The sequence below is a fragment of the Streptomyces changchenzhani genome (assembly GCF_039766235.1).
GTDB lineage: Bacteria > Actinomycetota > Actinomycetes > Streptomycetales > Streptomycetaceae > Streptomyces.
Genome location: NZ_JBDHNH010000011.1, coordinates 254,602 through 279,808, shown reverse-complemented (window position 1 = coordinate 279,808; position 25,207 = coordinate 254,602). Strand labels below are relative to the sequence as shown.

Below are 25,207 nucleotides of genomic sequence, written 5' to 3'. Positions count from 1 at the left end.
TCACCGGTTGAGCTGAAACCACACCCCCTTCCCCTGCACTGTGCTCGTCACTCCGCACAGATCCGACAGCGCGTTCACCAGAAACAGCCCGCGCCCGTCCATATCGCCGCCCTTTGCCCGCCGGGGCGTGGGCAACTTAGAACTCTCGTCGTAGACGGCGACCCGCACATGGGTCGCTTCGATGGCGGTTCGCAGGTGTACGTCGCCTGCTGCGTGCTGGTGCACGTTCGTCACCAGCTCCGAGGTGCACAGGGCCGCCGTATCGGCCAAGTCCCCCAGTCCCAGGGTCTCCAGGGCGTTCCGCACAAAGTCGCGGCAGATCTTGGGCGAGCTGGCGTTGCCGGGGGTGAAGAGGGTGTAGGACTGCGGGAGTTCATGCTCAGGTACGCCCACGAGACGCCTCCAAGGCGTTGGGTTCGCTGCTTCGACTGATGGATTACGCCCGGCCGCAGTGGCCTACCGCCCCCGCGCGATGGATCAGGCGGTGCGCTTCCGTGGCCAGACGTGGTTGTGCTGCGTCGACAGCGGGCTTCCAACATCTCTGTGTGAGCATCGCCGCACTCACGGTAGCGTTCAACTCCTCACAAGTGCAACCTTATTGCTCAGATGGCTGGACCCGTTGGGCCGTCAGGGGCAAACTGTGATCGAAACTCCCAGGAGGGCACCACGTGGCACTGCGGATCCTGATCACTGAGCGGCAGCGTCGAATCGGTTCAGAGCTACGAAAGTTGCGCACACAAGCTGGCTTCACGGTTGCCGAGGGCGGCAGGTTGATCGACATGGGCAGCCCGCACCTCAGTCACGTCGAAGCTGGCCGAACGGGAATCCCGACCCAACGTCTCCGTGAACTGGTGTGCGGCTATGGCCTCAGCAATGAGGCCTACGTTGACGCTCTCGTGAGCATGGCCGAGAGCAACGGCAAGGGCTGGTGGTCGGAGTACCGCAAAAGCCGACCGCAGTCGTCGCTGGACCTCGCCGAACTCGAAGCCTCCGCAACGAGCTTGCAGAGCCATGAGACGCTCCTGATTCCCGGGCTCCTCCAGACCGAGTCGTACATGCGCGCGCTCTTCTGCGCAGGTCTGCCCGATGCCTCGCCCGAGGAGGTGGAAACTGCCGTCAGCTACCGGCGGGCACGCCAGTCGGTGCTCGACTCAGATCCGCCCATCAGCTTCCACGCCGTCATCCACGAAGCGGCCTTGCGCATCGAAGTGGGTGGCTCGCAGGTGATGAGAGACCAACTCACGCACCTCATCAGGATGGCCGGTCACCCCGGAGTGACCATTCAGGTCCTGCCGTTCGAGTCCGGCGCCCGCGCATGGTTCGGCAACCCCTTCCACATCGTCGACCCTGGAGTACCAGGGCTGGAGACCGTCGTTGTGGAGCACCCGGCAAACCCATTGCGACTCGACGACTTCGAGTCCATCGTCGGCTACGGAGCCACGTTCAGCAGCCTGAGTCAGACCGCGCTCCCCGCAGTGGATTCGGACGGCTCCCTCGAACGGCACGAACGGCGCGACTCCTGGGGTCTCATCCAACACCTCTTGTACACCCACTAGGGAAGGGCAACATGTCCCAGCTCAACTGGCAGAAGTCCACCTTCAGCGACGCAGCGGGCGACAACTGCGTCTACCTCGCCACCGCCCCCGACGGCACCATCCGCCTCCGGGAGAGCGACGAGCCGGACGCCATCCTCACCACCACTCCCCACGCCCTCGCAGCCCTGATACGCGCGGCCCGGACCGAGGCATAACGCAGGCACGTGTCGGGGGTGCAGCAACCCACCGCACCCCCGACACCTCGACACCCCACCGCCCGCCGCACGCCTCCTTCCCCCCGCCACCCCCGTCCGGGATGCTCCTGTGCCATGACCAGACCCGTGAGCACACCGCGTACGCGTCTCCCCCGTTCCCGCGCCCGGACCTGGCCCGTGTTCCTCTCCATCGGGCTCGCCTGCACGCTCACCTGGAGCTCGCCCGCCGGCGCCGGGCCCTCCGACATCGGCATCAAGGGCGCCATCGACACGATCCTCACCGACCCCCGCCTGGACGGCGGCGCCGCGAGTGTCGTCGTGGCCGATGCCGCCACCGGCGAGACCCTCTACCGGCGTGACGGCGCCGACCGCCTGATGCCCGCGTCCAACACCAAGCTGCCCACCTCCACCGCGGCCATGGCCCTCCTCGGCCCCGACTACCGCTACCGCACGGACGCCCTCTCCACCGGCAGCCGCCACGGCTCCGTCCTGCGCGGCGACCTCTACCTCCGCGGCACCGGCGACCCCACCACCCTGGCCAAGGACTACGACCGGCTCGCCGCCGACGTCGCCAGGTCGGGCATCAAGCGTGTCACCGGCCGCCTCGTCGCCGACGACACCCGGTTCGACGCGCAGCGCCTGGGCCGCTCCTGGGCCGCCGACGACGAGTCCGCGTACTACTCGGCGCAGATCTCCGCGCTCACCGTCGCCCCCGACACCGACTACGACTCCGGCACGGTCGTCGTCGAGGCCGCGCCCGGCGCCGCGCCGGGCGCCCGCCCGAAGCTGACGCTGACTCCGCCCACCGACTACGTGGACCTCGACATCCGCGCCACCACCGTCCCCGCCGGTGGGACCGACACGCTCGCGATCGAGCGGCGGCACGGCTCCAACAGCATCAGCGTCACCGGCAACATTCCCGTCGGCGCGGGCGCCACCAAGGAGTGGGTCAGCGTGTGGGAGCCCACCGGATACGCCGCCGAGGTCTTCGCCGACGCCCTCGCCGCCCACGGCGTACGCATCACAGGACCCACCCGCCTCGGCCGTCCCACTCCCCAGGGCGCAAGGAGCCTCGCCACGCACAGCTCCATGCCGCTCAAGGAGCTGATGCACCCGTTCATGAAGCTGTCCAACAACATGCACGCCGAGGCCCTCACCAAGACCCTCGGGTACGAGACGACCGGCGACGGCACCTGGACGGCCGGGCTGGCCGCCATCACCACGCACCTCAAGAAGGAGGGCGTCGACCCGGCCACCCTCCGCCAGGTCGATGGCTCCGGTCTTTCCCGGATGAACAACATCCCCGCCGGACAGCTCGCCCAGCTCCTGCTGTCCGTGCGGGACGCGCCCTGGTACGCCGACTGGCGCGCTTCACTCCCGGTCGCCTGCGACCCCGACCGCCGCGTCGGTGGCACCCTGCGCAGCCGGATGTGCGGCACCCCGGCCGCTCTGAACGCCCGCGCCAAGACCGGCTCCCTGACGGGCGCCTCGGGCCTCTCGGGGTACGTCACGGACGCGGGCGGGCGCGAGCTGGTCTTCAGCATCGTCCTCAACAACTACCTGGCCGCGTCCGTGAAGAGCATCGAGGACGCGATCGTGGTCACCCTCGCCTCGTCCGACAAGGACACCACCAGGCTCGTACGCCCCCGGCCCGACCGCGCCGCGACCCCCGCCGCCGACCTCGAATGCAGCTGGCGCAAGCCCGCCTCCTGCTGACGCCGTAAAGCCGTAAAGCCGTAAAGCCGTAAAGCCGTACGCCAAAGGGGCGGCCCCGGGACCATTGCTGGTTCCGGGGCCGCCCCTTCTGGCTACTGCACATGCGCTCGGGCGCGGGTTACGCGTCCTTCGTCATGTTCGGGCCGGCGGTGCCGCCCGCCGCGGACTCGATCGGGGGGACGTCGGGCAGCGCCGACTTCTCCTCGCCGCGGAAGGTGAACTTCTTCGCGTCACCCTCGCCCTCGGTTCCGACGACCACGATGTGACCGGGGCGCAGCTCTCCGAAAAGGATCTTCTCGGAGAGGGTGTCCTCGATCTCCCGCTGGATCGTCCGGCGCAGCGGCCGGGCGCCCATGACCGGGTCGTAGCCCTTCTTCGCGAGCAGCGCCTTGGCGTCCGCGCTGAGCTCGATGCCCATGTCACGGTCCTTGAGCCGCTCATCCACCTTGTCGAGCATGAGGTCGACGATCTGGACGATGTCTTCCTCGGTCAGCTGGTGGAAGACGACCGTATCGTCGACACGGTTGAGGAACTCGGGCCGGAAGTGCTGCTTGAGCTCTTCGTTGACCTTGTTCTTCATTCGCTCGTAGTTCGACTTGGTGTCGCCCTGGGCGGCGAAGCCCAGGTTGAACCCCTTGGAGATGTCCCGGGTCCCGAGGTTGGTCGTCATGATGATGACCGTGTTCTTGAAGTCCACGACGCGGCCCTGGGAGTCGGTCAGACGACCGTCCTCCAGGATCTGCAGAAGGGAATTGAAGATATCGGGGTGGGCCTTCTCGACCTCGTCGAAGAGGACGACCGAGAACGGCTTCCTGCGCACCTTCTCGGTGAGCTGGCCACCCTCTTCGTAACCCACGTAACCGGGGGGAGAACCGAAGAGACGGGAAACCGTGTGCTTCTCGCTGAACTCCGACATGTCGAGGGAGATCAGTGCGTCCTCGTCGCCGAAGAGGAATTCGGCGAGCGTCTTGGAGAGCTCAGTCTTACCGACACCGGACGGGCCGGCGAAGATGAACGAGCCACCGGGGCGCTTCGGGTCCTTCAGGCCTGCTCGCGTACGGCGGATCGCCTTCGAGAGGGCCTTGATGGCGTCCTTCTGGCCGATGACGCGCTTGTGGAGCTCGTCCTCCATGCGCAGCAGGCGCGAGGACTCCTCCTCGGTGAGCTTGAAGACCGGGATGCCCGTGGCCGTGGCCAGCACCTCGGCGATCAGCTCGCCGTCGACCTCGGCGACGACGTCCATGTCGCCGGCCTTCCACTCCTTCTCGCGCTTGGCCTTGGCCGCAAGGAGCTGCTTCTCCTTGTCGCGCAGAGAAGCCGCCTTCTCGAAGTCCTGCGAGTCGATCGCGGACTCCTTGTCCCGGCGGACATTCGCGATCTTCTCGTCGAACTCGCGGAGGTCCGGCGGTGCGGTCATCCGGCGGATGCGCATCCGGGAGCCCGCTTCGTCGATCAGGTCGATCGCCTTGTCGGGAAGGAAGCGGTCGGAGATGTAGCGGTCGGCGAGCGTCGCGGCCGCCACCAGCGCTTCGTCCGTGATGGACACGCGGTGGTGGGCCTCGTAGCGGTCGCGCAGGCCCTTGAGAATCTCGATCGTGTGGGAGAGGGAAGGCTCTGCCACCTGGATCGGCTGGAAACGGCGCTCAAGCGCCGCGTCCTTCTCAAGGTGCTTGCGGTACTCGTCGAGCGTCGTCGCACCGATGGTCTGAAGCTCACCACGCGCAAGCATGGGCTTCAGGATCGAGGCGGCATCGATCGCGCCCTCGGCGGCGCCCGCACCCACCAGGGTGTGGAGCTCGTCGATGAACAGGACGATGTCGCCGCGGGTGCGAATCTCCTTCAGGACCTTCTTCAGGCGCTCCTCGAAGTCACCGCGGTAGCGGGATCCGGCGACGAGCGCACCGAGGTCGAGGGTGTAGAGGTGCTTGTCCTTGAGGGTCTCGGGCACCTCACCCTTGACGATGGCCTGCGCCAGTCCCTCGACGACCGCCGTCTTTCCGACGCCGGGCTCGCCGATGAGAACCGGGTTGTTCTTCGTACGGCGCGAGAGCACCTGCATGACCCGCTCGATCTCCTTCTCGCGCCCGATGACCGGGTCGAGCTTGGATTCGCGAGCGGCCTGCGTCAGGTTGCGGCCGAACTGGTCCAGGACGAGAGAGGTCGAGGGCGTGCCCTCGGCCGGACCGCCTGCGGTGGCGGCCTCCTTGCCCTGGTAACCGGAGAGCAGCTGGATGACCTGCTGCCGCACCCGGTTCAGATCGGCGCCCAGCTTCACGAGGACCTGGGCTGCGACGCCCTCGCCCTCGCGGATCAGGCCGAGCAGGATGTGCTCGGTGCCGATGTAGTTGTGGCCGAGCTGAAGGGCCTCGCGGAGCGACAGCTCCAGGACCTTCTTGGCACGGGGAGTGAAGGGGATGTGGCCGGAAGGGGCCTGCTGCCCCTGTCCGATGATCTCCTCCACCTGCTGGCGGACCGCCTCGAGCGAAATCCCGAGGCTCTCCAGTGCCTTAGCGGCGACACCCTCACCCTCATGGATAAGGCCCAGGAGGATGTGCTCGGTGCCGATGTAGTTGTGGTTGAGCATCCGGGCTTCTTCCTGAGCCAGGACGACAACCCGCCGCGCGCGGTCGGTGAACCTCTCGAACATCGTTAATCGCTCCTCAGAGCGGTCAGGCAGTGAGAGGGGTCGGTCCCCTCCCTGTCCTTCCGCATGCTAGTCCCGTGGGACGGGACAGCTCATTCCAACTGCCGACATCCGTCCGGATCCGTCGCCTCCGCGAAGAATCCTCTGCCGAACAGCCGACAACTGCTCAACCTGATGGTGCGAGACGATGTTCCCGCAGGCCAAGTAGATACCCGTTCATCCAGTACGCCGATGGCGAACGTGAGACGGCTCGGCCAGCGTGTCGCCCCTTCCCACTAGGAATGTCTTACCCGCAAGGACTGACACTCCATGCGGCGCGCGCACGGTTCCCTCCGCTACGGGCGAACACCCTTGCGCCGCCGAACGCCTCCGCACGCCCCCCGAGCATCAACAGAACGCGTTCGTTCGCGGACAGAGCGTAACCCCGGGGCGTTTTGGGAGTTGGTCCGGACATGACGTCCACCGTGCCGCCCCCGCGCACACCGCTGCCGCTCGAAGGCGCGGACGGTACTGCCCGATGGTACGAACACGAGCTCGGCTGGGCGGTCGCCGGAGGCCTGCCGGTGCATCTGCTGACCGGGCTGCGCTTCGACGTACTGGAGCTGCCGACCGACGCGGGTTTCGCGGTGCTGCGGCGTTTCGGGGCACGAACGGGGCCGGTCGCCCTCATGGGGCAGCGCATGCGCCTGCTGGTCGCCGCAGGCAGCGCGGAGGAGCTGCCGGGGCTGCTCGACTGGCTTGAATGGGGCGGTGTGGCCCTCGAACTGCACGCCCTCGGCACGGGCGGGCGGATGACCGCCCCTGCCCCGCCCGGACAGGTGGGCCCACAGGGGGCCGCCGTGTGGCTGCGACCCCCCGAGCCGGGGCGCGAGGTGGAACCGACACTGCCGGCCTTCGCGGGTCTCGGGTGCCGCGGGGACGCACCCGATCTCGTACGACTCGTGGGCACGGCAGCGACGGAATGCCACCGGGCCCGGTTGTTGCGTGCGGCTGTGCATTACCGGGGGTCGACCCCCGGTACCGCAGCAGCTTCTCAGCCGTTGGCCTTCTCATAAGCTTCACGAATGTCGGCGGGGACGCGACCGCGGTCATTCACGTTGTAACCGTTGGCCTTGGCCCACTTACGGATCTCGGCGGTGTTCTGGTTGCCACCGGCAGTCGCACGCGCCTTGCCGCGACCCGAGGAAGCCCTGCCACCAGTACGACGGCCGCCCTTGGTGTACGGGTCTAGCAGACCGCGGAGCTTGTCCGCGTTGGCCGTAGTGAGGTCGATCTCGTAGGTCTTGCCATCGAGAGCGAACGTCACGGTCTCGTCGGCCTCGACGCCGTCGAGGTCGTCAACAAGAAGGACCTGAACCTTCTGTGCCACCGGATTTCCTTTCATCGAAAATGCAGTACGCGGAAAGGAAACCGCTTTTCTCTGGAAAACACAAACCCCCGGTCGAGGTTCAGTCCCTCAAGAACACGGGAAACGTGCGCGTTTCGGACATAGGGTTCCGGCGACTTCTGGCGATCACAGGTGCAGAAGCATCCGACTGTTGCCCAAGGTGTTCGGCTTCACCCGTTCGAGACCGAGGAACTCAGCCACACCCTCGTCATAGGAACGCAGCAGCTCGCTGTAGACATCTCCGTCAACCGGCGCCCCACCGATCTCCACGAAGCCGTGCTTGATGAAGAACTCGACTTCGAAGGTGAGGCAGAAAACCTTCCGAACGCCGAGCCATCGGGCGGTCTGGAGCAGCTTGTCCAGAACTTGATGTCCGACTCCCGCGCCCTTGAAGTGCGGGTCCACGGCGAGAGTTCGCACTTCGGCGAGGTCTTCCCACATGACATGCAGAGCCCCACAGCCGACCACAGTGGCATCCTCGTCGCGTTCCGCGACCCAGAACTCCTGGATGTCCTCGTAAAGCGTGACGTTCGCTTTGTCGAGCAGGATCCGCTTCTGTGCGTACGTGTCCACGAGGCTGCGGACGGATGGCACATCACTGGTCCTCGCCCGGCGGACGGTGATGGCCTTTTCGGCGGCATTGGGAAGCGCGGGAAGCTCGGTGGGCATACGGCGACGCTATCTCGCCGCGCCGTCCGCGTTCTCGGCGCCCTCAGTGCCCTCAGTTGTGCCGTCCGCGTCCTGTGGGGGCTCATCTGCGGGCTCATCTGTTGGGCCATCCGTGGGGCCGACGGGCGCAACGCGGGCCTCGGCGGGGTCGTCACCCTGAACGACGCGCATCGCGTCCCGCAGAGCGACGCGCTGCTCCGTCGACATCATGCCGAAGAAGGCGACCAGGGCCGCGGCGGGGTTGTCGCTCTGCGACCAGGCTTCGTTCATCAGTGCGGCCGAGTAGGCGGGCCGAGTGGAGACCGACGTATATCGATAGGCGCGGCCGTCGACTTCCCTGCGTACCCAGCCCTTCTGATGGAGATTGTCCATTACGGTCATCACGGTGGTGTAGGCGATGGACCGTTCCTTCTGAAGGTCCTCAAGGACTTCCCGGACAGTGACCGGGCGGTTCCACTGCCACACGCGTGTCATGACTGCGTCTTCCAGGTCTCCCAATTGGCGGGGCACAGCGCCACCATAGTGGGAGATAAGGGTTGCGGCCGGTTATTTGCGCAGCGAAAAGGGCGTACGGCTCGAAGTGAGCTGTACGCCCTCGTGAAACGCGGGGCCCGACGGGTGGGGCGAGCGGGTCAGGCGTCGCCGGACCTGGGGGCCCTGGCCTGCTGCACGGACTCGGCGCGGACGATGGCGGCGTCCACGGCCGCGTCCTCCTTGCCCTTGTTGGAGCCGCCCTGGGTCTTGATGATCGTCATGACCAGGGCGATGAAGAATGCGGCCATCACTACCGGGGGCAGGAGCGCGGAAACGTAGTCCATGCCGTCCAGAGTAGCTACCCGGCGGCCCATTGTTCCGGCGGGGGGACGGGGCGGCGGCGGGGCGGGAAGACCTCGGAGGGCTTGGGCATGGGGCGGCCGGGCTGCGGGACGCGGTCAGGCACCGGCACCGGTGCCGGCACCGGCTCCTTGGGGCGCGGCTCGTCGGCGGCGCGTCCGCCGGGCAGAGCGAGCAGCCGGATGCGCGGGGCCGGGGCGGCGCTGCGGCCGGCCAGCCGGGCCCGCAGCGACAGCTCGGCGACCACCTGGCAGCGGCGCAGCAGTGCGAGGCCCACCGGGAGGTGACGCAGCGTGCGCAGGGCCACCAGGTCGTCGGGGACGGGCTGGTACCCGGCGGCCAGGGCGTCCTGGAGCAGCTCCAGGTAGCCGGGGGCGGCGGCCGGGAGTGCGGAGCGGTAGCGGGCGAGGTCGGCGAGGAGGAACGCGCGCAGCCTGCCTGCCTCGTGGACCGCCTCGTCCACCGAGCCTGCGAGGCGCAGGGCGTCCTGGACGTCCTCGTCGGACAGCGGGGTGGGATGGAGGGCGGTGGCGAGGGCGCGTCGGAGCACCCGCAGCTCGTCTGCGCTGAACGCCATGCCGCCGCGGGATCCGTATGGCGTGGGCATGAGGTGACGATACGTGCTAATGGGACAAAATCGGGTTAAGCGATGTATCGCGGCGCGCCGGACCATGCCGGGTGCGGGCGCCGCGCCCCGGGCGGGTGCCGGGGCGGGCGGGTGCCGGGGCGGGCGGGTGCCGAGGCGGGCGGGTGCCGAGGCGGGCGGGTGCCGGGGCGGGCGGGTGCCGGGGCGGGCCGCCGTCCGGCGGGGTTTCCCGGCTACATACGGGCCATGTTCCGCTCGTACACCAGGCGCAGGCCGATCAGGGTCAGCCACGGCTCGTGCTCGTCGATGACCGACGCCTCGCCGAGGATGATCGGGGCGAGACCGCCCGTCGCGATGACGGTGACATCGTCCGGGTCACCCGTAGGGCCGGTCAGCTCGCGTGCCATTCGGGTCACCACACCGTCGACCTGGCCCGCGAATCCGTACACGATGCCGGACTGCATGGCCTCGACCGTGTTCTTGCCGATCACGCTGCGCGGCCTGGCCAGCTCGATCTTGCGGAGCTGGGCGCCCTTGACGCCCAGCGCCTCGACGGAGATCTCGATGCCGGGGGCGATGACCCCGCCCGCGTACTCGCCGCGCGCCGATACGGCGTCGAACGTCGTCGCCGTGCCGAAGTCCACGACGATGGCCGGGCCGCCGTACAGCTCGACCGCCGCGACCGCGTTGATGATGCGGTCGGCGCCGACCTCCTTGGGGTTGTCCATGAGGATCGGCACGCCCGTCTTGATGCCGGGTTCGACGAGCACGGCCGGTACGTCGCCGTAGTAGCGGCGGGTCACTTCACGCAGCTCGTGCAGGACGGACGGGACGGTGGAGCAGATCGCGATGCCCTCGATGCCGTCGCCCAGTTCGTCGCCGAGGAGCGGGTGCATGCCCATCAGGCCCTGGAGGAGCACGGCGAGTTCGTCGGCGGTGCGACGGGCGTCGGTGGAGATCCGCCAGTGCTCGATGATCTCCTCGCCGTCGAACAGGCCTAGGACGGTGTGGGTGTTGCCGACGTCGATGGTGAGCAGCATGGGTTACTTCGCCTCGGCATTCGGTTCGGCGGTCGGCTCGCGGAGGTCGAGGCCGATGTCGAGGATCGGGGCGGAGTGGGTGAGCGCGCCCACGGCGAGGTAGTCGACGCCGGTCTCGGCGTACGCGCGTGCCGTGTCGAGGGTGAGGCGGCCCGAGGACTCCAGGGTGGCGCGGCCGGCCACCAGGGCGACGGCCTCGGCGGTCTCGGCCGGGGTGAAGTTGTCCAGGAGGATCAAGTCGGCGCCCGCCGCCAGGACTTCGGTGACCTGGGCGAGTGTGTCGACCTCGACCTCGACGGGGACGTCGGGGAACCGGGTGCGTACGAGCTTGAACGCCTCTGCCACTCCCCCCGCCGCCACCACATGGTTGTCCTTGACGAGGGCTGCGTCGGACAGCGACATCCGGTGGTTGGCGCCGCCGCCGCAGCGGACCGCGAACTTCTCCAGGGCGCGCAGCCCCGGCGTTGTCTTGCGGGTGTCGCGGACCTTGGCCTTCGTACCGTCGAGAACGTCCGCCCACGCGCGCGTGGCGGTCGCGATGCCCGACAGGCGGCACAGCAGGTTCAGTGCGCTGCGCTCGCCGGTGAGGAGGTCGGCGGTGCGGGTGGTGACGCTGATCAGCTTCTGGCCCGGCTCGACGCGGTCGCCGTCCTCGACATGCCGCTCGACCTCGAACTCGTCCGTACAGATGATGGAAAGGACTGCTTCCGCGACCCGCAGACCGGCGACGACGCCCGCTTCACGGGCGGTGAAGTCGCCGGTCGCGACGGCGTCTTCGGGGACGGTCGCGACGGTCGTCACGTCCGGCCCGTCCGCGAGGTCCTCGGCGAGGGCGACGTTCGCGATGTCCTCGACCTGGAGGGGGTCGAGGCCGGCGTCGACGAGGAGCTGGGCGAGGTCGGGGTCCAGGCCGCACTCGACGGAGTCGAGCTCGTACGTGTCCTCACCGCCGCAGCCGCAGGAGTCGCCGCAGCCGCCGGACGCGGCGGTCGGCAGGAGCTGGGGGTTGTCGGGCGTGCTCACGGTTACTGCTCCTTCTGGTTTCGTACGGGCCGGGTTCGTACGGACCGGTTTCATGCGGGGTGAGTTGCTGCGGGGCTTACGGGCGGGAATGCGGCGGATTCGGTACGGCGTACGACGAGGCTGCGGTCGGAGGTGAGGCGTACGACGAGGTGGCGGCGCCAGTCCGCGTCGTCGCGGTCCGGGTGGTCCTCGCGCCAGTGGCAGCCGCGGGTCTCCTCGCGCTCGCGGGCGGCGGCGACCAGGACGCGCGAGACGAGGAGGAGGTTGGTGACCTCCCACGCGTCGACGCCGGGCTCGGCGTCCTTGGTGTCCGCGGTGTGGGCGGTGTGGGCGGCGGACTCCGGGGGCGGGGTGTGCTCCGCGTCGTAGACGGCGCTCAGGTACAGCGCTTCCAGCGCGTCCGCCGCGTTGTCGAGGCTCCGGGCCGAGCGGAGCACGCCCGCGCCCGCCGTCATGATCCGCTGGATGTCGATGCGGGTGGCGGGGTCGAGGAGGGGGCCGGAGACCTCGGCGCTCTCCACGGCGGTGGCCGCGGGGGCGGCGGGGCGGGCCGCGATGTCCTCGGCGATGCGCTCCGCGAAGACCAGGCCCTCCAGGAGGGAGTTGGACGCGAGGCGGTTCGCGCCGTGGACGCCCGTGCAGGCGACCTCGCCGCACGCGTACAGGCCGGGGACCGACGTACGGCCGCGGAGGTCCGTGCGGACGCCGCCGGAGGCGTAGTGGGCCGCCGGGGCGACGGGGATGGGCTCGGTCACCGGGTCGATGCCGTGGGCGCGGCAGGCCGCGAGGATGGTGGGGAAGCGCGACGCCCACATCTCGGCGCCGAAGTGCCGGGCGTCCAGGTACATGTGCTCGGTGCCCTGTTCCCGGATGCGGCGCATGATCGCCTTGGCGACGATGTCGCGGGGCGCCAGCTCGGCCAGTTCGTGCTGCCCGAGCATGAAGCGCACGCCGTCCGCGTCGACCAGGTGGGCGCCCTCGCCCCGTACCGCCTCGGAGACCAGCGGCTGCTGGCCCTCCGCGTCCGCGCCCAGGAAGAGCACCGTCGGGTGGAACTGGACGAATTCGAGGTCGGAGACCTCCGCGCCCGCGCGCAGCGCCAGGGCCACGCCGTCGCCCGTGGAGACGGGCGGGTTGGTGGTGGCCGAGAAGACCTGGCCCATGCCGCCGGTGGCGAGGACGACGGCCGGGGCGCGGACCGAGCCGACGCCGTCGTGCTGGCCCTCGCCCATGACGTGCAGGGTGACACCCGCGGTGTTGCCTTCGGGGTCCTTCAACAGGTCCAGTACCAGGGCGTTTTCGATCGTACGCAGTGAAGCCTCCTGGACGGCTTCGACCAGTGCCCGGGAGATCTCGGCGCCCGTCGCGTCGCCGCCCGCGTGCGCGATGCGGCGGCGGTGGTGGCCGCCCTCGCGGGTGAGCTGAATGACGCCCGACTCGGGGTCGGTGTCGAAGAGGGCGCCGGTCTCGATCAGGCGGCGCACGGCGTCCGGGCCCTCAGTGACCAGGGCCCGTACGGCGTCCTCGTCGCACAGGCCTGCTCCCGCGACGAGCGTGTCGTCCAGGTGCTGCTCGGGGGTGTCGCCGTCGCCCAGCGCCGCGGCTATGCCGCCCTGCGCCCAGCGCGTGGAGCCGTCGTCCAGCCGGGCCTTGGTGACGACGACCGTACGCAGGCCCGCCGCGGTGCAGCGCAGCGCGGCCGTCAGGCCCGCGACGCCGGAGCCGACGACCACGACGTCGGCGTCGATGGACCAGCCGGGGGCGGGGGCGTTCAGCCGTATACCGGTGCGGGTCATGCCGGGGCTCCGAAGGTCAGCGGGATGTTGTCGATCAGCCGGGTGGCACCGGACCTGGCGGCCACGGCGAGGACCGCGTCACCGAGGTGGCCGTCGGGCACCTCGGTGAAGTCGGACGGGTCGACCAGGGCGACGTAGTCGAGGGCGAGCGGGGGGTCCAGGCGCGCCGCTGCGTCCAGAACGGCGCGGGCCGCCGCGCGCACGGCGGCGGGGACGGCGGCAGGGGCGGTGGCGGCGGCGGGGACGCTCAGGAAGCTCCCCTCCGCGACCGCGTACGCGTCGGCCGCCGCCCGCTCCTCACCGAAGGCCGCCGGCACGGTCGCACGCGCGCGTGCAGGTACGGACGGGGCCTGTGCGCGCGCGTGCAGGGCCTGTTGGGCGGCGAGCCGGTCGCGGCCGGCGAACAGCGCGCGGGAGAGCGCGAGCGCGGTGCGGCGCTCGGCGGGCGCGAGGAAACGGTTGCGGCTGGACAGGGCCAGGCCGTCCGCCTCGCGCACGGTCGGTGCACCGACGATCTCCACCGGGAAGTTGAGGTCGCGGGCCATCCGGCGGATCAGGGCGAGCTGCTGGGCGTCCTTCTGCCCGTACAGCGCGACGTCGGGCCGGGTGAGGTGCAGCAGCTTCGCGACGACCGTGAGCATGCCGTCGAAGTGGCCGGGGCGCGACGCCCCTTCGAGGCGCTCCCCCATCGGTCCCGCGGCGATCCGGATCTGCGGTTCGCCGCCCGGGTAGACCTCTTCGGCGGCGGGGGCGAAGACGGCGTCCGCGCCCGCCTGTCCGGCGACGACAAGGTCGGCGTCGAGGGTGCGGGGGTAGCGGTCCAGGTCCTCGCCCGCACCGAACTGGAGCGGGTTGACGAAGACGGTGACCACGACGGAACCACTGGGGCCGACGTGCTCCCTGGCGGCGCGCACCAGGGAGGCGTGCCCTTCGTGCAGGGCGCCCATGGTCATGACGACGGCACGCGGGCCCGTGCGCGCGAGCGCGTGCAGTTCGGCCGCGGTACGGACGAGGCGGGGGGTCATCGGTCGTCCCCCTCGCCGCTGCCTGCGCCACTCGCTCCGCCGACAGGGCCCGCCCCGTCCGACAGGACGTCCAGCAGGTCCTCCGCCAGCTCCGGCTTGAGCAGGCCGTACGCCAGGGCGCGGTCGGCGGTCGTACGGGCCATCGCCAGGTATCCGGCGACGGTCTGCGGCGCGTGCTTGCGCAGCTCGGAGATGTGCACGGCGACGGTGCCGGCGTCGCCGCGCGCCACGGGGCCTGTGAGCGCGCCGTCGCCGGAGCGCAGGGCGTTGTCGAGGGCGGCGCCGAGCAGCGGGCCGAGCATCCGGGCGGGGGCTTCCACGCCCGCGGTGCTCAGCAGCTCCATGGACTGGGCGACCAGGGTGACCAGGTGGTTCGCGCCGAGCGCCAGGGCCGCGTGGTAAAGCGGGCGGGCCTCCTCAGCGATCCACTCGGGCTCGCCGCCCATCTCGATGACCAGGGCTTCGGCGGCGAGCCGCAACTCCTCGGGCGCGGTGACGCCGAAGGAGCAGCCGGCCAGCCGCTGGACGTCCACGGAGGTGCCGGTGAACGTCATGGCGGGGTGGAGCGCGAGCGGGAGCGCACCGGCGCGCAGGGCGGGCGCGAGGACTCCGGTCCCGTACCGCCCTGACGTATGCACCAGGAGCTGTCCCGGGCGGATCGCGCCGGTTTCCGCGAGGCCCTCGACCAGGCCGGGCAGAGCGTCGTCGGGGACGGTGAGCAGCACCAGGTCGGCGCGGGCGAAGACCTCGGCGGGGGGTACGAGCGGGACGTCGGGCAGCAGCGTCGCGGCTCTGCGCACGGACGCGTCCGAGACACCGGAGACGGCGACGGGACGGTGCCCTGCGAGCCGCAGCGCGGCGGCGAGGGCGGGACCCACCCTGCCTGCTCCGACGACGCCGACAGTGAGGCGGGCGGGGCGGTCCCTGGCGTCCAGGGACTCGTGTGGTGCGTTCACGTTCACGCGGGGACGGCCTTCCGTTCCAGTCCGCGGGGGGTACCGGACGATTTCTCGTCATGCTACGCCAGCGTTTCGTGGCGGTCCCTCGCCGTCCACAGCCTGTGGGCGGCGGGACTGCGGGGCACCCTGTGCGAGGAGCGAAGGATGACGGACACCAGTGAGCAGAACGGCCGACGGCGCAGGCGCACGGCACAGGCGCACGGCGTGCAAACAGTCGAAGCGGGCCCCTGTGGCGCCCCTCGACGGTTCGTACCCGTCGGGGAGCAGCCGGCCGTGCCGGCGGCAGACGCGGGCTCTGTGTACGACGTCGGGGAGTGGTCCGACGTTTACGGCGAAGGGTCGTCGCCGAGCTGGCGGAGCGGGAAGGGGCGGGTCGGGGACTGCGCCGCAGGCGACTCCACCCGCGCCCCGGCCACCCGCCTCAGCGCCGCCCCGACCCGGGCTCCGATCCCGGCTCCGACCCGGGCCCGTACCGGCCGCCCCTCCACCCCCGCCCGGAAGCGCCCGTAGTCGCGGACCTCACGAACCGCCTGCCAGTCGTGCCGCCCCGGCGCCGGCGGAGCGGCCGTGCCGAGCTGGGCGGCGCGGTAGACATCGAGCATGTGTTGCTGGGTTGCGTTCATGTGCTCCAGCGTGCGGACCGCCCCCGCCCGCACGCGCTTCGTTTGACGAGGCCAGTCAATCGGCGGCCGACTGTCAGTGGCGGCAGGCACGATGGATCCATGAGCGTGACCATCGACATCACCGGCCTGCCCACCGAGCGCATCACCTTCGAGATCTCGCCGCTCGCGGAGCTCGGCATGACCCTGCATGCCCTGGCCGAGCCCGGCCATCACCCGGGCCTGCACGGTTGGGCGACCGCGACGTCCGCCTGCCTCAAGCCGGACCTCGCCGACCGGCTGCACGAGGCGGACTTCCTATGGCGCACCACCTTCTCGGACGTCTTCCTGCCGTTCGCCGGGGTGCGCGGCGGCGACGGCAGGACGGGCGCCACCCTCGCCGAGGAGCTGGACGCGCTGGACCGGCTCGACGAGGAGCGGTTCGTCTCCGCCGCCCTGGAGTTCACCTGCTCCAGTACGTACGGCGTCGGCGGCCCCTCCGCGCTCACGGACCCGGCGATACGCGAGCGCGCGCTGGAGCTGGCCGCGGCGCGCGGGCCGAAGCAACTGGACTTCGCACGCCATCTGCTGGACGATCCGTCGGCCGTACGAAAGTGGCTGCGGCGCCTCTTCGAGGACTGCGAGCAGGCGTTCTTCGCGGACACCTGGCGCCGCACCCGGGTCCAGCTGGCCGCCGACGCCCGGCACAGGATCGAGCTGCTGCGGCACAAAGGACTGGCCGAGGCACTGCACGCCGTGTCCCCTGCGCTGTCGCTGGACGAGCACGGCGGGGCGGGCGGGGCCAGGACCCTGATCCGCGTCGACAAGCTGGCCGAGGGGCACACCACGGCCGTGGATCCGGCGGTGGGTGCGGGCCTCTCCTTCGTCCCGTCCAGCTTCGGTTGGCCGCATCTGATGATCCTGCACGCCCCCGGCTGGCGACCGGTGATCCACTATCCGGTCGGCTCCCCCGAGCTGCCTTCGCCCGCTTCGGTCGAGCTGCTGAAGCTGCGGATGGAGGCCCTGGCCCACCCGATGCGCATGCGCCTGTGCCGCAATCTGGCGCGCTCGCCGTACACCACGGGTGAGCTCGCCGACTCGCACGGCATCACCGCGCCCGAGGTCTCCCGGCACCTGGCGGTCCTGAAGAAGGCCGGGCTGCTGACGACCCAGCGCCGCGGCCGGTATGTGATGCACCAGCTGGACCTTCAGGTGGTGGCCCGGCTCGGGAGCGATTTCCTGGAGGGGGTGCTCAGGTAGGCGGACCCCGCTGATCAGACCCCACTGATCGGATCGGGCCGAACGGATCTGGCCGAACTGCCGCCGCGCAGAAGCTACTTGCCGATCACTGCGTGCCGATCGCTACTCGTCGATCGCTACTTGTCGATGTCGCCGACGACAAAGAAGAGCGAGCCCAGGATCGCCACCATGTCCGCGACCAGCGTCCCCGGCAGCAGCTCCGTCAGCGCCTGGATGTTGTTGAACGAGGCCGAGCGCAGCTTCAGCCGGTACGGCGTCTTCTCGCCCTTCGACACCAGGTAGTAGCCGTTGATGCCGAGCGGATTCTCGGTCCAGGCGTACGTGTGGCCCTCCGGGGCCTTCACCACCTTGGGCAGCCGCTGGTTGATCGGCCCGGGGTCCAGCGCGGTGAGCCGGTCCAGGCACGCGTCCGCCAGCGCCAGCGCGTTGTGCGTCTGCTCAAGGAGAACCTCGAAGCGGGCCAGGCAGTCGCCCTCGGTCCGGGTGACGACCTTGAGGGTGTCCTGGAGTTCCCCGTAGCCGAGGTACGGCTCGTCGCGGCGCAGGTCGAAGTCGACGCCCGAGGCGCGGGCGATCGGCCCTGACACCCCGTACGCGTGGACGGCCTCGGCCGACAGCACGCCGACGCCGCGCGTACGGCCGCGGAAGATCTCATTGCCGAGGACCAGCCCGTCGTACACGTCCATCCGGGACCGGACGTCCGCGATCGCCGCCCGCGCGCGGCCCGTCCAGCCCGCCGGGAGGTCCTCCTTGAGGCCGCCGACGCGGTTGAACATGTAGTGCATCCGGCCGCCGGAGACCTCCTCCATCACGGCTTGAAGCTCCTCGCGCTCGCGGAACGCGTAGAAGACCGGGGTGATCCCACCGAGTTCCAGAGGGTAGGAGCCGAGGAACATCAGGTGGTTGAGCACCCGGTTCAGCTCGGCAAGCAGCGTCCGCGTCCAGACCGCGCGCTCCGGGACCTCCATGCCGAGCATCCGCTCGACGGCCATCACCACGCCCAGCTCGTTGGAGAAGGCGGACAGCCAGTCGTGGCGGTTCGCCAGCATCACGATCTGCCGGTAGTCGCGCGCCTCGAAGAGCTTCTCCGCGCCGCGGTGCATATAGCCCACCACCGGCTCCGCCTGCTGGATCCGCTCGCCGTCGAGCACGATCCGCAGGCGCAGCACGCCGTGCGTGGACGGGTGCTGCGGACCGATGTTGAGCACCATGTCCGTGCTCTCCGCCGCGCCACCGATGCCGACCATGGTCTCCGTCATGCGCACAGTGTCTCAGCCCTGCCCGCGAAGGCGGCTGCGGGGACCACGCGGGTACGAATGCGGGGACCGTGGGGAGACGACCGCGGAGACCGCGCGGGGTCTCACATGACCGCCCGGGGTCTCACATGACCGTGCGGGATCCGGTCCGGCGCCGTACAGAAGTGTTTGACGCATAGTCAAATATGCCGCGTAGCCAATCCATTACTGCCGGGTGCTCCGAATCTCTTGTTACCGGTCAGCGGAATGTGCGAAAGTGCGTTTGTTCGCGTACGGACAATGCGCGATTTTGTGCACCTGTTCGATATGCAGGTACATACCAATTGCTGCCCTTCTTTATCTCGGTGAGAGCTTTTGCCCGCCGCAGTGCCCTGGAAGGAAAACCCGTCGTGCAGAGCACCCCCCACCCGCCCCGACCCACCTACGCACCTCGATCCACCCCCGCCGCAGCGGAATCTGACAACGTTCTCGTGGCCGCGCTGAAGACCCGGACGGCGGAGGAGTCCCACTACTCGGTCACCCTGCTGCTGGCCCGGCATCAGACCGCCGTGTCCGACTACGCCGCCTTCTGGGCCTCGTCGCCGCACGCCGCGTCCCTGCTGACCACGGCCGCCTTCACCAGGGTGCTGGAGGCCGGGCCGCGACCCGACGGCGCCATCGCACTGCGACCGCAGCTGCTGTCCGCCGTCCGCCATATCGCCGCTTCCTGGTACGTCGACCCGCGCATCCCGCTCCTGCTGCCCGAGCTCCGCCAACCGGCCGACGGCCGCAACATGCGCGCCGGGAAGGTCGTACCGCCGCAGAACCGACGGCTCGCCTTTCGCGCCTTCCAGGAATTGCCCGGCTCCGCCCAATGCCTCCTGTGGCACACGGAGCCCGAAGCCGAGGACATATCCGCGCCCGCGGCGCTGCTCGCCCTCGATGCCGCCACGGCCCAAGTTCAGGTCGAACACGCGCGCGAGCTCTTTCGGCAGGGTCTGCTGCGAGGCCATATCGAACTCGCGCAGGAAAAAGAATGCCGTCACTACAACCGGCTGCTCGACGTTTCCATGCGCCGGGGCGGGGGCCTCATCCCCGATGTCGAACAACACCTCTCGCGGTGCCGGCACTGCCGTTACGCCGCCGAGCAGTTGGGGCTGTTCCGCGGACGGCTCCCCACCCTCCTCGCCGAGGGGCTGCTCGGCCGCAGCGCCCGGCGCTACCTCGACTCCCGGCCGGGCCGCCGCTCCACCCTGCCGCAGGGCGGAACTCCCGGGCGCCGCACCGGGCGGCACTCGGGAGCAGCGCGCCGAGTCCTGCTGACCCGCGTCTCCCCCGCGGACCGCCAGCGCGTACGGACCGGGGTCGCCGCGACGGGTCTGGCCGTGATCGTCGCCGGGGTGCTGGTCGTCAACCTCGCGTCGGGCCTCTGGAGCGACGGCGACGACTACAAGAGCAGCAGCCACGAGAGCACCATCGTCCCGAGCAGCCCGCCCGCGGGCTCGTCCTCCCCGACCTTCCCCGGCGCGTCGGCGCCCCCGCCCGGCTCCGCCGCCCATTCGTCGGGAACGGTGCACACGTCCCTGCGCAACGCCGCCACCGGTCTGTGCCTCGACCTCCCCGAAGGCAAGACGAAGAGCGGCACCCCGGTGACGACTGCGGCCTGCACGAACGCGGAGACACAGCTGTGGCTCTACGAGGACGACGGGCTGCTGCGGAGCTTCCCCGAGCCCGAACTGTGCCTGAACTCCCGGGCGAACGACGGCACGGCCGTGCTGGGCGACTGCACGAAGCCGACGGCGAAGGGTTCCTCGGACACCCGGTACGACCTGACCATCCGGGGTCAAATGATCCCGCGCTGGACCGAGCGGCTCGCGCTCGTCCCGCTCACCCCGGATCCGAAAGCCACCGTGGTGGTCAAGCTCCGCGACTCGTCCCCCGAGCAGAGGTGGCTGACCGACATCCGGCCGAACGCCGCGGACTCGGACGGGTCGGCGAAATCCGCGGTGGGGGTCACCACCGGGCCCTCACCCGCAGCTTCCGCAGCGCCCGCCCGAAAGCCCACCAAGGAGAACCCGGGGAAGGGGAAGAAGAGCGACGGGGAAAAGGGGAAAGGGAACGGCGGCGGGAAAGCGGCGCGGGAAAGCGGCGGAAAGAAGAGCACACCCCCCAAGCCGGTGCCGCACAGACCCCAGGTCCCGCCGAAGACGTACTGGGTACGGGAGGGGCAGCACGACGGCGGCTCGGGCAGCTATCACCAGGGGTGGTGGTCGGCGGGCACCCGCTGGAACAGCCAGCCGAACTCGCCCAACCCGTTCTTCGCGGTGAGCTCCGCCGACTCGCCCGCCACCGACAGGGCCCGGACGTACGCCACCGGATCGCCGGCGGCCAGCGAGATCGACGGCCGGTCACCCGAGACGCCGAGCTTCCGCAACACGTCCCGCTGAGTGAGCAGCTCCGCGCCCGGCAGCGCACAGGCATCCAGCGCCACATGAGCGGTGAGGTCGCACGTCCCGTCCGGCACCGGCGGGACCTCACGGCCGGCGCGGAAACCGGTCAGGGTGCCGAAGGGGGGCCGGGCCACGCGCGCGTGGGCGTAGTCGACGGCCACCGCGAGGCCCGCGTCGAGCGTCGCGACGGCGCGGGCCCACGCCTCGTCCCGGGGGCGGCCGATCTCGGCGCGCAGGCCCGGCTCGGCGTCGAGCGGCCACCAGCGCGCGAGCCACTCGGCGTCGGCTCCGGTCACCGGCCCGCCGAGCATCTCCTCGCCGTCCGCGCGGACCAGGACGTGGCGCGGTACCCCGTACGGGTCGACCTCCGCCACATCCACCGGCACGTTGTCGAGCCATTCATTGGCGAAGAGCAGCCCGGTGACACCGACGGGCGGCTCGGCGACCCACTCGATCCTGGGGTCGAGCCCGGCGGGGCGCGCCGCGCGTTCCACGGCGTACGCCCGGACCGTCAGGCCGGCCGGGAGCGCGGCCAGCACTCCGGTCAGCAGCTCGCCGCGCCCGGCGCCGACATCGACGAGCGCCAGGCCGTTCGGCCGACCGAGCGCATCGGCGGTCTCGGTGAGCAGCCGGGCCACGGCGGAGGCGAAGAGCGGGGAGGCGTGCACGGACGTACGGAAATGCCCGGCGGGGCCTTCCGGGCGCAGATAGAAACCGCCGGGCCCGTACAACGCCCGCTCGGTCGCCTCACGCCACCCCAGCCACTCGCCCGACAACTCCGACGCATCCGACTGGTCCGATTCGCCCAGGGCATCTATCACGGTCCCAGTCTCTCCCGTCGGCCGCGCGCCGGGCCGGCGAGCCCTGCCTCTCCCCGACTGTCAAGAAGGTCCGGAATCGCCCGGTCTGACACCTGGCCTCCACCTTGGGGAGTACACACTCGCTACTCGGATCGCCCCTCCGGTTGACCCCTGCACCTATTCGGTTTCCCTACGCTGGGTCACGTGCAACGCCTCTACGACTTCATCCGCAGGCACCCGACGAGTGTCGACAGCTTCTGGGCTGTGACCCTCTTCGGGTTCTCGATGCTGTGGGCGGCCCAGGTGCCGACCGGAACCTGGCCCCTCATCGCCGCCATCGCCGTCATCACGCTTCTCTGCGTCGTGGTGGCGCTGCGCCGCCGCGCGCCGGAAAAGATGCTGGCGCTGACCATCGTGCTGGGCATCGTCCAGCTCGTCATCGACGTGGAAGTCAATCCGGCCGACTGGGCCATGCTCGTCATCACCTACACCATCGCCGCGAGCGACGGGCCACGGTGGATCTCCCGCGTCGCCCTGTTCTGCGGCCTGAGCGCGGCCACCCTGGCTCAGCTGCGGTGGCCCGCGGAGAAAGACGGCACGATCGTCCCGGCGATCTTCTTCGCCGTCGTACTGACCCTGCCGTTCGCACTCGCCTGGGTGCTCGGCGACTCCATGCGGACCCGACGGGCGTACTTCGCGGAGCTGGAGGAGCGCGCCGCGCGCCTGGAGAAGGAACGCGAGGCCCAGTCGAAGGTCGCGGTCGCCGCCGAGCGGGCCCGTATCGCCCGCGAACTGCACGACGTCGTCGCGCACAACGTGTCGGTGATGGTGGTGCAGGCGGACGGCGCGGCATACGTCCTGGACGCCTCCCCCGCCCAGGCCAAGCAGGCGCTTGAGACCATCTCGATGACCGGCCGGCAGGCGCTGGCGGAGATGCGCCGGCTGCTGGGTGTGCTGCGGACCGGCGAGCAGCGGGAGAGCGGCGAGTACGTGCCGCAGCCCGACGTCGAGCAGATCGAGGACCTTGTCGAGCAGGTGCGCAGCACGGGCCTCACCGTCGACTTCAAGGTCGAGGGGACCGCCAGGCCACTGCCGAGCGGGGTGGAGCTCACGGCGTACCGCATCGTGCAGGAGGCCCTCACCAACGCGCGGAAGCACGGTGGCCCCGATGTGGGCGCGAGCGTGCGGCTGGTCTACTTCGACGACGGGCTCGGTCTGCTCGTCGAGGACGACGGGCGGGGCGCGGCGCACGAGCTGTACGAGGACGGCGGCGCGGACGGCCGGGGGCACGGGCTCATCGGTATGCGGGAGCGCGTCGGTATGGTCGGCGGCACGCTGGATGCCGGGCCACGGTCCGGCGGTGGTTTCCGGATCAGCGCGCTCCTGCCGCTCAAGCCCGCCCATTGACCGCTTTTTTGACCTTTACGAGAGGCCCCCTCCCATGTCCATCCGCGTGATGCTCGTCGACGATCAGGTGCTGCTGCGCACCGGCTTCCGGATGGTCCTGGCCGCCCAGCCCGACATGGAGGTCGTTGCGGAGGCGGGCAACGGCGAGGAGGCCGTCGAGGTCCTGCGCACCGCGGAGGTGGACGTGGTGCTGATGGACGTGCGCATGCCGAAACTGGACGGGGTCGAGGCCACGCGGCGCATCTGCGCGCAGCCCGACGCCCCCAAGGTCCTCATCCTGACCACCTTCGACCTCGACGAGTACGCCTTCTCGGGGCTGAAGGCCGGGGCCAGCGGCTTCATGCTGAAGGATGTGCCGCCCGCCGAACTGCTGAGCGCGATCAGGTCGGTGCACAGCGGCGACGCGGTCGTCGCGCCGTCCACGACGCGGCGCCTGCTCGACCGCTTCGCGCCGATGCTGCCGAGCACGGGCAAGGAGCCGCGGCAGAAGGAGCTTGAGCGGCTGACCGGGCGGGAGCACGAGGTGATGCTGCTCGTCGCCCAGGGCCTCTCGAACGGCGAGATCGCGGCGCGGCTGGTCCTGTCGGAGGCCACGGTCAAGACCCACGTGGGCCGCATCCTGACCAAGCTGGGCCTGCGCGACCGCGTCCAGGTCGTGGTCCTGGCGTACGAGTCGGGCCTGGTCCGCGCGGGTGGCGGCTCGGCCCCGTTGGGTCAACCCGCGCCGCCCCGTTAGGAGAGCGCGCTGCGGAGCTCCGCCACGTCCAGCTGCTCCGTCTCGTCGTGCGGCGTCAGGTCGATGACCTGGCCCACCGCCCTGCTCGTCCCGGCGACCTTCCGGGCCGCCTCCAGCGCCTCCTCGCCCACCACATCCGCGAGGTCGACGTTCTGCACGGCTGCGATGGCCGCCGCGGCGGGCTTCTGCGTACCGAAGAAGTCGAATCCGCCCTCCACCCGCGAGGAGGGGCGGCGCAGCGAGGCGTACGGGACGACCGCCGAGGCGGCAGCGGGGCGCGGGACGATGGCGGACGACGGGCGCGAGTGCTCCGGGGAGGGCACGGCGCTACCGGCGGCCGCCTCGTGCTTCCCCTCCGGCTCCTCCGGCTCCTCCGCCTTCCTGGCCTCCGGGGACTTCGGTGCATCCCGCGTACCCAGCGGGCCCACCGCGCCCCGCGTACCCGGCGTACCCGGTGACTTCCGCGCGCCCCGGGGCCCCCGAGGCCCCTGCGGGCCCCGCGCGTCCGGCGACTTCCGAGCATCCCGCGCCCCGTCCGGGCCCTGCGAACCCGGCACGTCCTGCGAACCCTGCGCGTCCTGCGCGTCCTGCGGACCTTGCGCGTCCCACACGGCCTGCACATCCCGCTCGGCCTGCACATCCCGCTCGCCCGGCGTGCCCCGCGAACCCTCCGCGTCCCGCTCGTCCCGCGAATTCCGTGATTCCTGCTCCGCCGCGTTGCGCGCCAGGTGGTCCAGCGCCCTCGACGCCCGCAGATACGCGGACGGCGTCGGCGTGCTGCTCGCCGCGGGCAGGGCCTTCGCCGGGGCGGCTGCCGCGATCGTGAGCAGCCGGCGGCTCTCCAGCACGCCGGCCCGCTCGGTCTCCGCGGTCGCGTACCGCCGCAGCAGCGCGGCGTGTTCGCCCCGCAGCGCTGCCAGCTCGACCCGCTTGGTGCGCAGCTTGTCGTCGAGCTTGGTACGCAGGACGCGCGACTCGTCGAGGTCGGCCTCGATGTCGGCTATGCGCTCCTCGGTCTTCCACTCGTCGCCCGCGCGGGCGCGCGTCAGCTCCGCGACAAGTCTGCCCGCCGCGCGGTCCCAGCTGCGCATGAGGACCGCGCCGGTGACCGCCGCGGCGGCTGCGGCGGCGACCAGGACGCGGAGCGCCACCGGTTCCGCGAACAGCCAGGCGCCGGCGGCGCAGAGAGCTGACGCGCCGGCGACCGCCAAGGGCGGCAGGATCCTGTGCAGGGGTGGGGAATGACGGTGGCGTCCACGTGGCATGGCCTGAAATTTACCGTGCGTAGGCC

Annotated in this window: 23 protein-coding genes and 1 pseudogene; 8 read left to right on the top strand and 16 right to left on the bottom strand. The window is 70.5% G+C overall.

The window, feature by feature from the left end:
- Nucleotides 1-393, bottom strand: a complete 393-nt coding sequence (locus ABCR94_RS31470) for an ATP-binding protein (RefSeq protein ID WP_347123998.1) — start codon at nt 391-393, stop codon at nt 1-3.
- A gap of 275 nt (nt 394-668) precedes the next feature.
- Here ABCR94_RS31470 and ABCR94_RS31465 point away from each other — a divergent pair, with 275 nt between their 5' ends.
- The 3 genes from ABCR94_RS31465 (at nt 669) to dacB (ending at nt 3,466) form a co-directional block, all read left to right on the top strand.
- Nucleotides 669-1,556, top strand: coding sequence for a helix-turn-helix domain-containing protein (locus ABCR94_RS31465; protein ID WP_347123996.1), 888 nt, complete (start codon nt 669-671; stop codon nt 1,554-1,556).
- Nucleotides 1,557-1,567: 11 nt separating this feature from the next.
- Nucleotides 1,568-1,750: a DUF397 domain-containing protein gene (locus ABCR94_RS31460; RefSeq protein WP_347123994.1), complete on the top strand. Its 183-nt coding sequence runs from the start codon at nt 1,568-1,570 to the stop codon at nt 1,748-1,750.
- 114 nt (nt 1,751-1,864) lie between these two features.
- The gene (gene dacB, locus ABCR94_RS31455; RefSeq protein ID WP_347123992.1) at nt 1,865-3,466 is read left to right on the top strand and encodes a D-alanyl-D-alanine carboxypeptidase/D-alanyl-D-alanine endopeptidase; all 1,602 of its coding nucleotides are present in this window, start codon (nt 1,865-1,867) and stop codon (nt 3,464-3,466) included.
- A 118-nt stretch (nt 3,467-3,584) separates the two neighbouring features.
- On the opposite strand, the gene ABCR94_RS31450 is transcribed toward dacB, so the two are convergent.
- Nucleotides 3,585-6,113: an ATP-dependent Clp protease ATP-binding subunit gene (locus ABCR94_RS31450; RefSeq protein ID WP_347123991.1), complete on the bottom strand. Its 2,529-nt coding sequence runs from the start codon at nt 6,111-6,113 to the stop codon at nt 3,585-3,587.
- 449 nt (nt 6,114-6,562) lie between these two features.
- On the opposite strand from ABCR94_RS31450, the gene ABCR94_RS31445 reads away from it, so the two are divergent.
- Entirely contained in the window at nt 6,563-7,165 is a 603-nt protein-coding gene (locus ABCR94_RS31445) for an SCO3374 family protein (RefSeq protein ID WP_347123989.1), read from the top strand.
- Here ABCR94_RS31445 and ABCR94_RS31440 read toward each other — a convergent pair.
- The 11 genes from ABCR94_RS31440 to ABCR94_RS31390 all read right to left on the bottom strand — a co-directional run bounded on the left by ABCR94_RS31440 (nt 7,144) and on the right by ABCR94_RS31390 (nt 16,052).
- Nucleotides 7,144-7,479 (bottom strand): histone-like nucleoid-structuring protein Lsr2, encoded by a 336-nt coding sequence (locus ABCR94_RS31440; RefSeq protein ID WP_347123987.1) that lies wholly within the window; start codon nt 7,477-7,479, stop codon nt 7,144-7,146. The genes ABCR94_RS31445 and ABCR94_RS31440 overlap by 22 nt on opposite strands.
- A 144-nt stretch (nt 7,480-7,623) precedes the next feature.
- Entirely contained in the window at nt 7,624-8,166 is a 543-nt protein-coding gene (locus tag ABCR94_RS31435) for an amino-acid N-acetyltransferase (RefSeq protein WP_347123985.1), read from the bottom strand.
- Nucleotides 8,167-8,175: 9 nt separating this feature from the next.
- Complete coding sequence (locus ABCR94_RS31430) at nt 8,176-8,676, bottom strand: BlaI/MecI/CopY family transcriptional regulator (protein WP_347123983.1); 501 nt, start codon at nt 8,674-8,676, stop codon at nt 8,176-8,178.
- Nucleotides 8,677-8,798: 122 nt separating this feature from the next.
- Entirely contained in the window at nt 8,799-8,984 is a 186-nt protein-coding gene (locus tag ABCR94_RS31425; protein WP_347123982.1) for a hypothetical protein, read from the bottom strand.
- A 14-nt stretch (nt 8,985-8,998) separates the two neighbouring features.
- Entirely contained in the window at nt 8,999-9,577 is a 579-nt protein-coding gene (locus tag ABCR94_RS31420) for a hypothetical protein (RefSeq protein ID WP_347124078.1), read from the bottom strand.
- Nucleotides 9,578-9,819: 242 nt separating this feature from the next.
- Nucleotides 9,820-10,626, bottom strand: coding sequence for a type III pantothenate kinase (locus tag ABCR94_RS31415; RefSeq protein WP_283522171.1), 807 nt, complete (start codon nt 10,624-10,626; stop codon nt 9,820-9,822).
- 3 nt (nt 10,627-10,629) lie between these two features.
- Complete coding sequence (gene nadC, locus ABCR94_RS31410; RefSeq protein ID WP_347123980.1) at nt 10,630-11,649, bottom strand: carboxylating nicotinate-nucleotide diphosphorylase; 1,020 nt, start codon at nt 11,647-11,649, stop codon at nt 10,630-10,632.
- A gap of 50 nt (nt 11,650-11,699) precedes the next feature.
- Entirely contained in the window at nt 11,700-13,445 is a 1,746-nt protein-coding gene (locus tag ABCR94_RS31405; RefSeq protein ID WP_347123979.1) for an L-aspartate oxidase, read from the bottom strand.
- Nucleotides 13,442-14,470 (bottom strand): pantoate--beta-alanine ligase, encoded by a 1,029-nt coding sequence (panC, locus tag ABCR94_RS31400; RefSeq protein WP_347123977.1) that lies wholly within the window; start codon nt 14,468-14,470, stop codon nt 13,442-13,444. The genes ABCR94_RS31405 and panC overlap by 4 nt, the downstream gene beginning before the upstream one ends.
- A complete protein-coding gene (locus ABCR94_RS31395; protein ID WP_347123975.1) occupies nt 14,467-15,432 on the bottom strand; it encodes a Rossmann-like and DUF2520 domain-containing protein in 966 nt (321 codons plus the stop codon). The genes panC and ABCR94_RS31395 overlap by 4 nt, the downstream gene beginning before the upstream one ends.
- Nucleotides 15,433-15,755: 323 nt before the next feature.
- Complete coding sequence (locus ABCR94_RS31390) at nt 15,756-16,052, bottom strand: hypothetical protein (protein WP_347123974.1); 297 nt, start codon at nt 16,050-16,052, stop codon at nt 15,756-15,758.
- A 105-nt stretch (nt 16,053-16,157) separates the two neighbouring features.
- Between ABCR94_RS31390 and ABCR94_RS31385 the strand changes: the two genes are divergently transcribed.
- A complete protein-coding gene (locus tag ABCR94_RS31385) occupies nt 16,158-17,288 on the top strand; it encodes a DUF5937 family protein (RefSeq protein WP_347124076.1) in 1,131 nt (376 codons plus the stop codon).
- 116 nt (nt 17,289-17,404) lie between these two features.
- On the opposite strand, the gene ABCR94_RS31380 is transcribed toward ABCR94_RS31385, so the two are convergent.
- Complete coding sequence (locus ABCR94_RS31380; protein WP_347123972.1) at nt 17,405-18,547, bottom strand: NADH-quinone oxidoreductase subunit D; 1,143 nt, start codon at nt 18,545-18,547, stop codon at nt 17,405-17,407.
- 182 nt (nt 18,548-18,729) lie between these two features.
- Between ABCR94_RS31380 and ABCR94_RS31375 the strand changes: the two are divergent.
- Nucleotides 18,730-20,463 (top strand): annotated as a pseudogene (locus ABCR94_RS31375) (RICIN domain-containing protein); the annotation flags it as partial.
- Nucleotides 20,464-20,777: 314 nt separating this feature from the next.
- On the opposite strand, the gene ABCR94_RS31370 reads toward ABCR94_RS31375, so the two are convergent.
- Nucleotides 20,778-21,794, bottom strand: a complete 1,017-nt coding sequence (locus tag ABCR94_RS31370; RefSeq protein WP_521978246.1) for an SAM-dependent methyltransferase — start codon at nt 21,792-21,794, stop codon at nt 20,778-20,780.
- A gap of 183 nt (nt 21,795-21,977) precedes the next feature.
- Between ABCR94_RS31370 and ABCR94_RS31365 the strand changes: the two genes are divergently transcribed.
- Complete coding sequence (locus ABCR94_RS31365) at nt 21,978-23,180, top strand: sensor histidine kinase (protein ID WP_347123971.1); 1,203 nt, start codon at nt 21,978-21,980, stop codon at nt 23,178-23,180.
- A 34-nt stretch (nt 23,181-23,214) separates the two neighbouring features.
- Nucleotides 23,215-23,916 (top strand): response regulator transcription factor, encoded by a 702-nt coding sequence (locus tag ABCR94_RS31360; protein ID WP_347123969.1) that lies wholly within the window; start codon nt 23,215-23,217, stop codon nt 23,914-23,916.
- On the opposite strand, the gene ABCR94_RS31355 is transcribed toward ABCR94_RS31360, so the two are convergent.
- Complete coding sequence (locus tag ABCR94_RS31355; protein ID WP_347123967.1) at nt 23,913-25,181, bottom strand: collagen-like domain-containing protein; 1,269 nt, start codon at nt 25,179-25,181, stop codon at nt 23,913-23,915. The two genes, ABCR94_RS31360 and ABCR94_RS31355, sit on opposite strands and share 4 nt — an antisense overlap.
- Nucleotides 25,182-25,207 lie beyond the last annotated feature (26 nt).

Bases quoted from the DNA above. Each gene is read 5' to 3' on its own strand.
- ABCR94_RS31460 (WP_347123994.1), top strand. From the start codon at position 1,568: ATGTCCCAGCTCAACTGGCAGAAGTCCACCTTCAGCGACGCAGCGGGC.
- dacB (WP_347123992.1), top strand. From the start codon at position 1,865: ATGACCAGACCCGTGAGCACACCGCGTACGCGTCTCCCCCGTTCCCGC.
- ABCR94_RS31450 (WP_347123991.1), bottom strand. From the start codon at position 6,113: ATGTTCGAGAGGTTCACCGACCGCGCGCGGCGGGTTGTCGTCCTGGCT.
- ABCR94_RS31445 (WP_347123989.1), top strand. From the start codon at position 6,563: ATGACGTCCACCGTGCCGCCCCCGCGCACACCGCTGCCGCTCGAAGGC.
- ABCR94_RS31435 (WP_347123985.1), bottom strand. From the start codon at position 8,166: ATGCCCACCGAGCTTCCCGCGCTTCCCAATGCCGCCGAAAAGGCCATC.
- ABCR94_RS31425 (WP_347123982.1), bottom strand. From the start codon at position 8,984: ATGGACTACGTTTCCGCGCTCCTGCCCCCGGTAGTGATGGCCGCATTC.
- ABCR94_RS31420 (WP_347124078.1), bottom strand. From the start codon at position 9,577: ATGGCGTTCAGCGCAGACGAGCTGCGGGTGCTCCGACGCGCCCTCGCC.
- ABCR94_RS31415 (WP_283522171.1), bottom strand. From the start codon at position 10,626: ATGCTGCTCACCATCGACGTCGGCAACACCCACACCGTCCTAGGCCTG.
- ABCR94_RS31405 (WP_347123979.1), bottom strand. From the start codon at position 13,445: ATGACCCGCACCGGTATACGGCTGAACGCCCCCGCCCCCGGCTGGTCC.
- panC (WP_347123977.1), bottom strand. From the start codon at position 14,470: ATGACCCCCCGCCTCGTCCGTACCGCGGCCGAACTGCACGCGCTCGCG.
- ABCR94_RS31390 (WP_347123974.1), bottom strand. From the start codon at position 16,052: ATGAACGCAACCCAGCAACACATGCTCGATGTCTACCGCGCCGCCCAG.
- ABCR94_RS31380 (WP_347123972.1), bottom strand. From the start codon at position 18,547: ATGACGGAGACCATGGTCGGCATCGGTGGCGCGGCGGAGAGCACGGAC.
- ABCR94_RS31360 (WP_347123969.1), top strand. From the start codon at position 23,215: ATGTCCATCCGCGTGATGCTCGTCGACGATCAGGTGCTGCTGCGCACC.
- ABCR94_RS31355 (WP_347123967.1), bottom strand. From the start codon at position 25,181: ATGCCACGTGGACGCCACCGTCATTCCCCACCCCTGCACAGGATCCTG.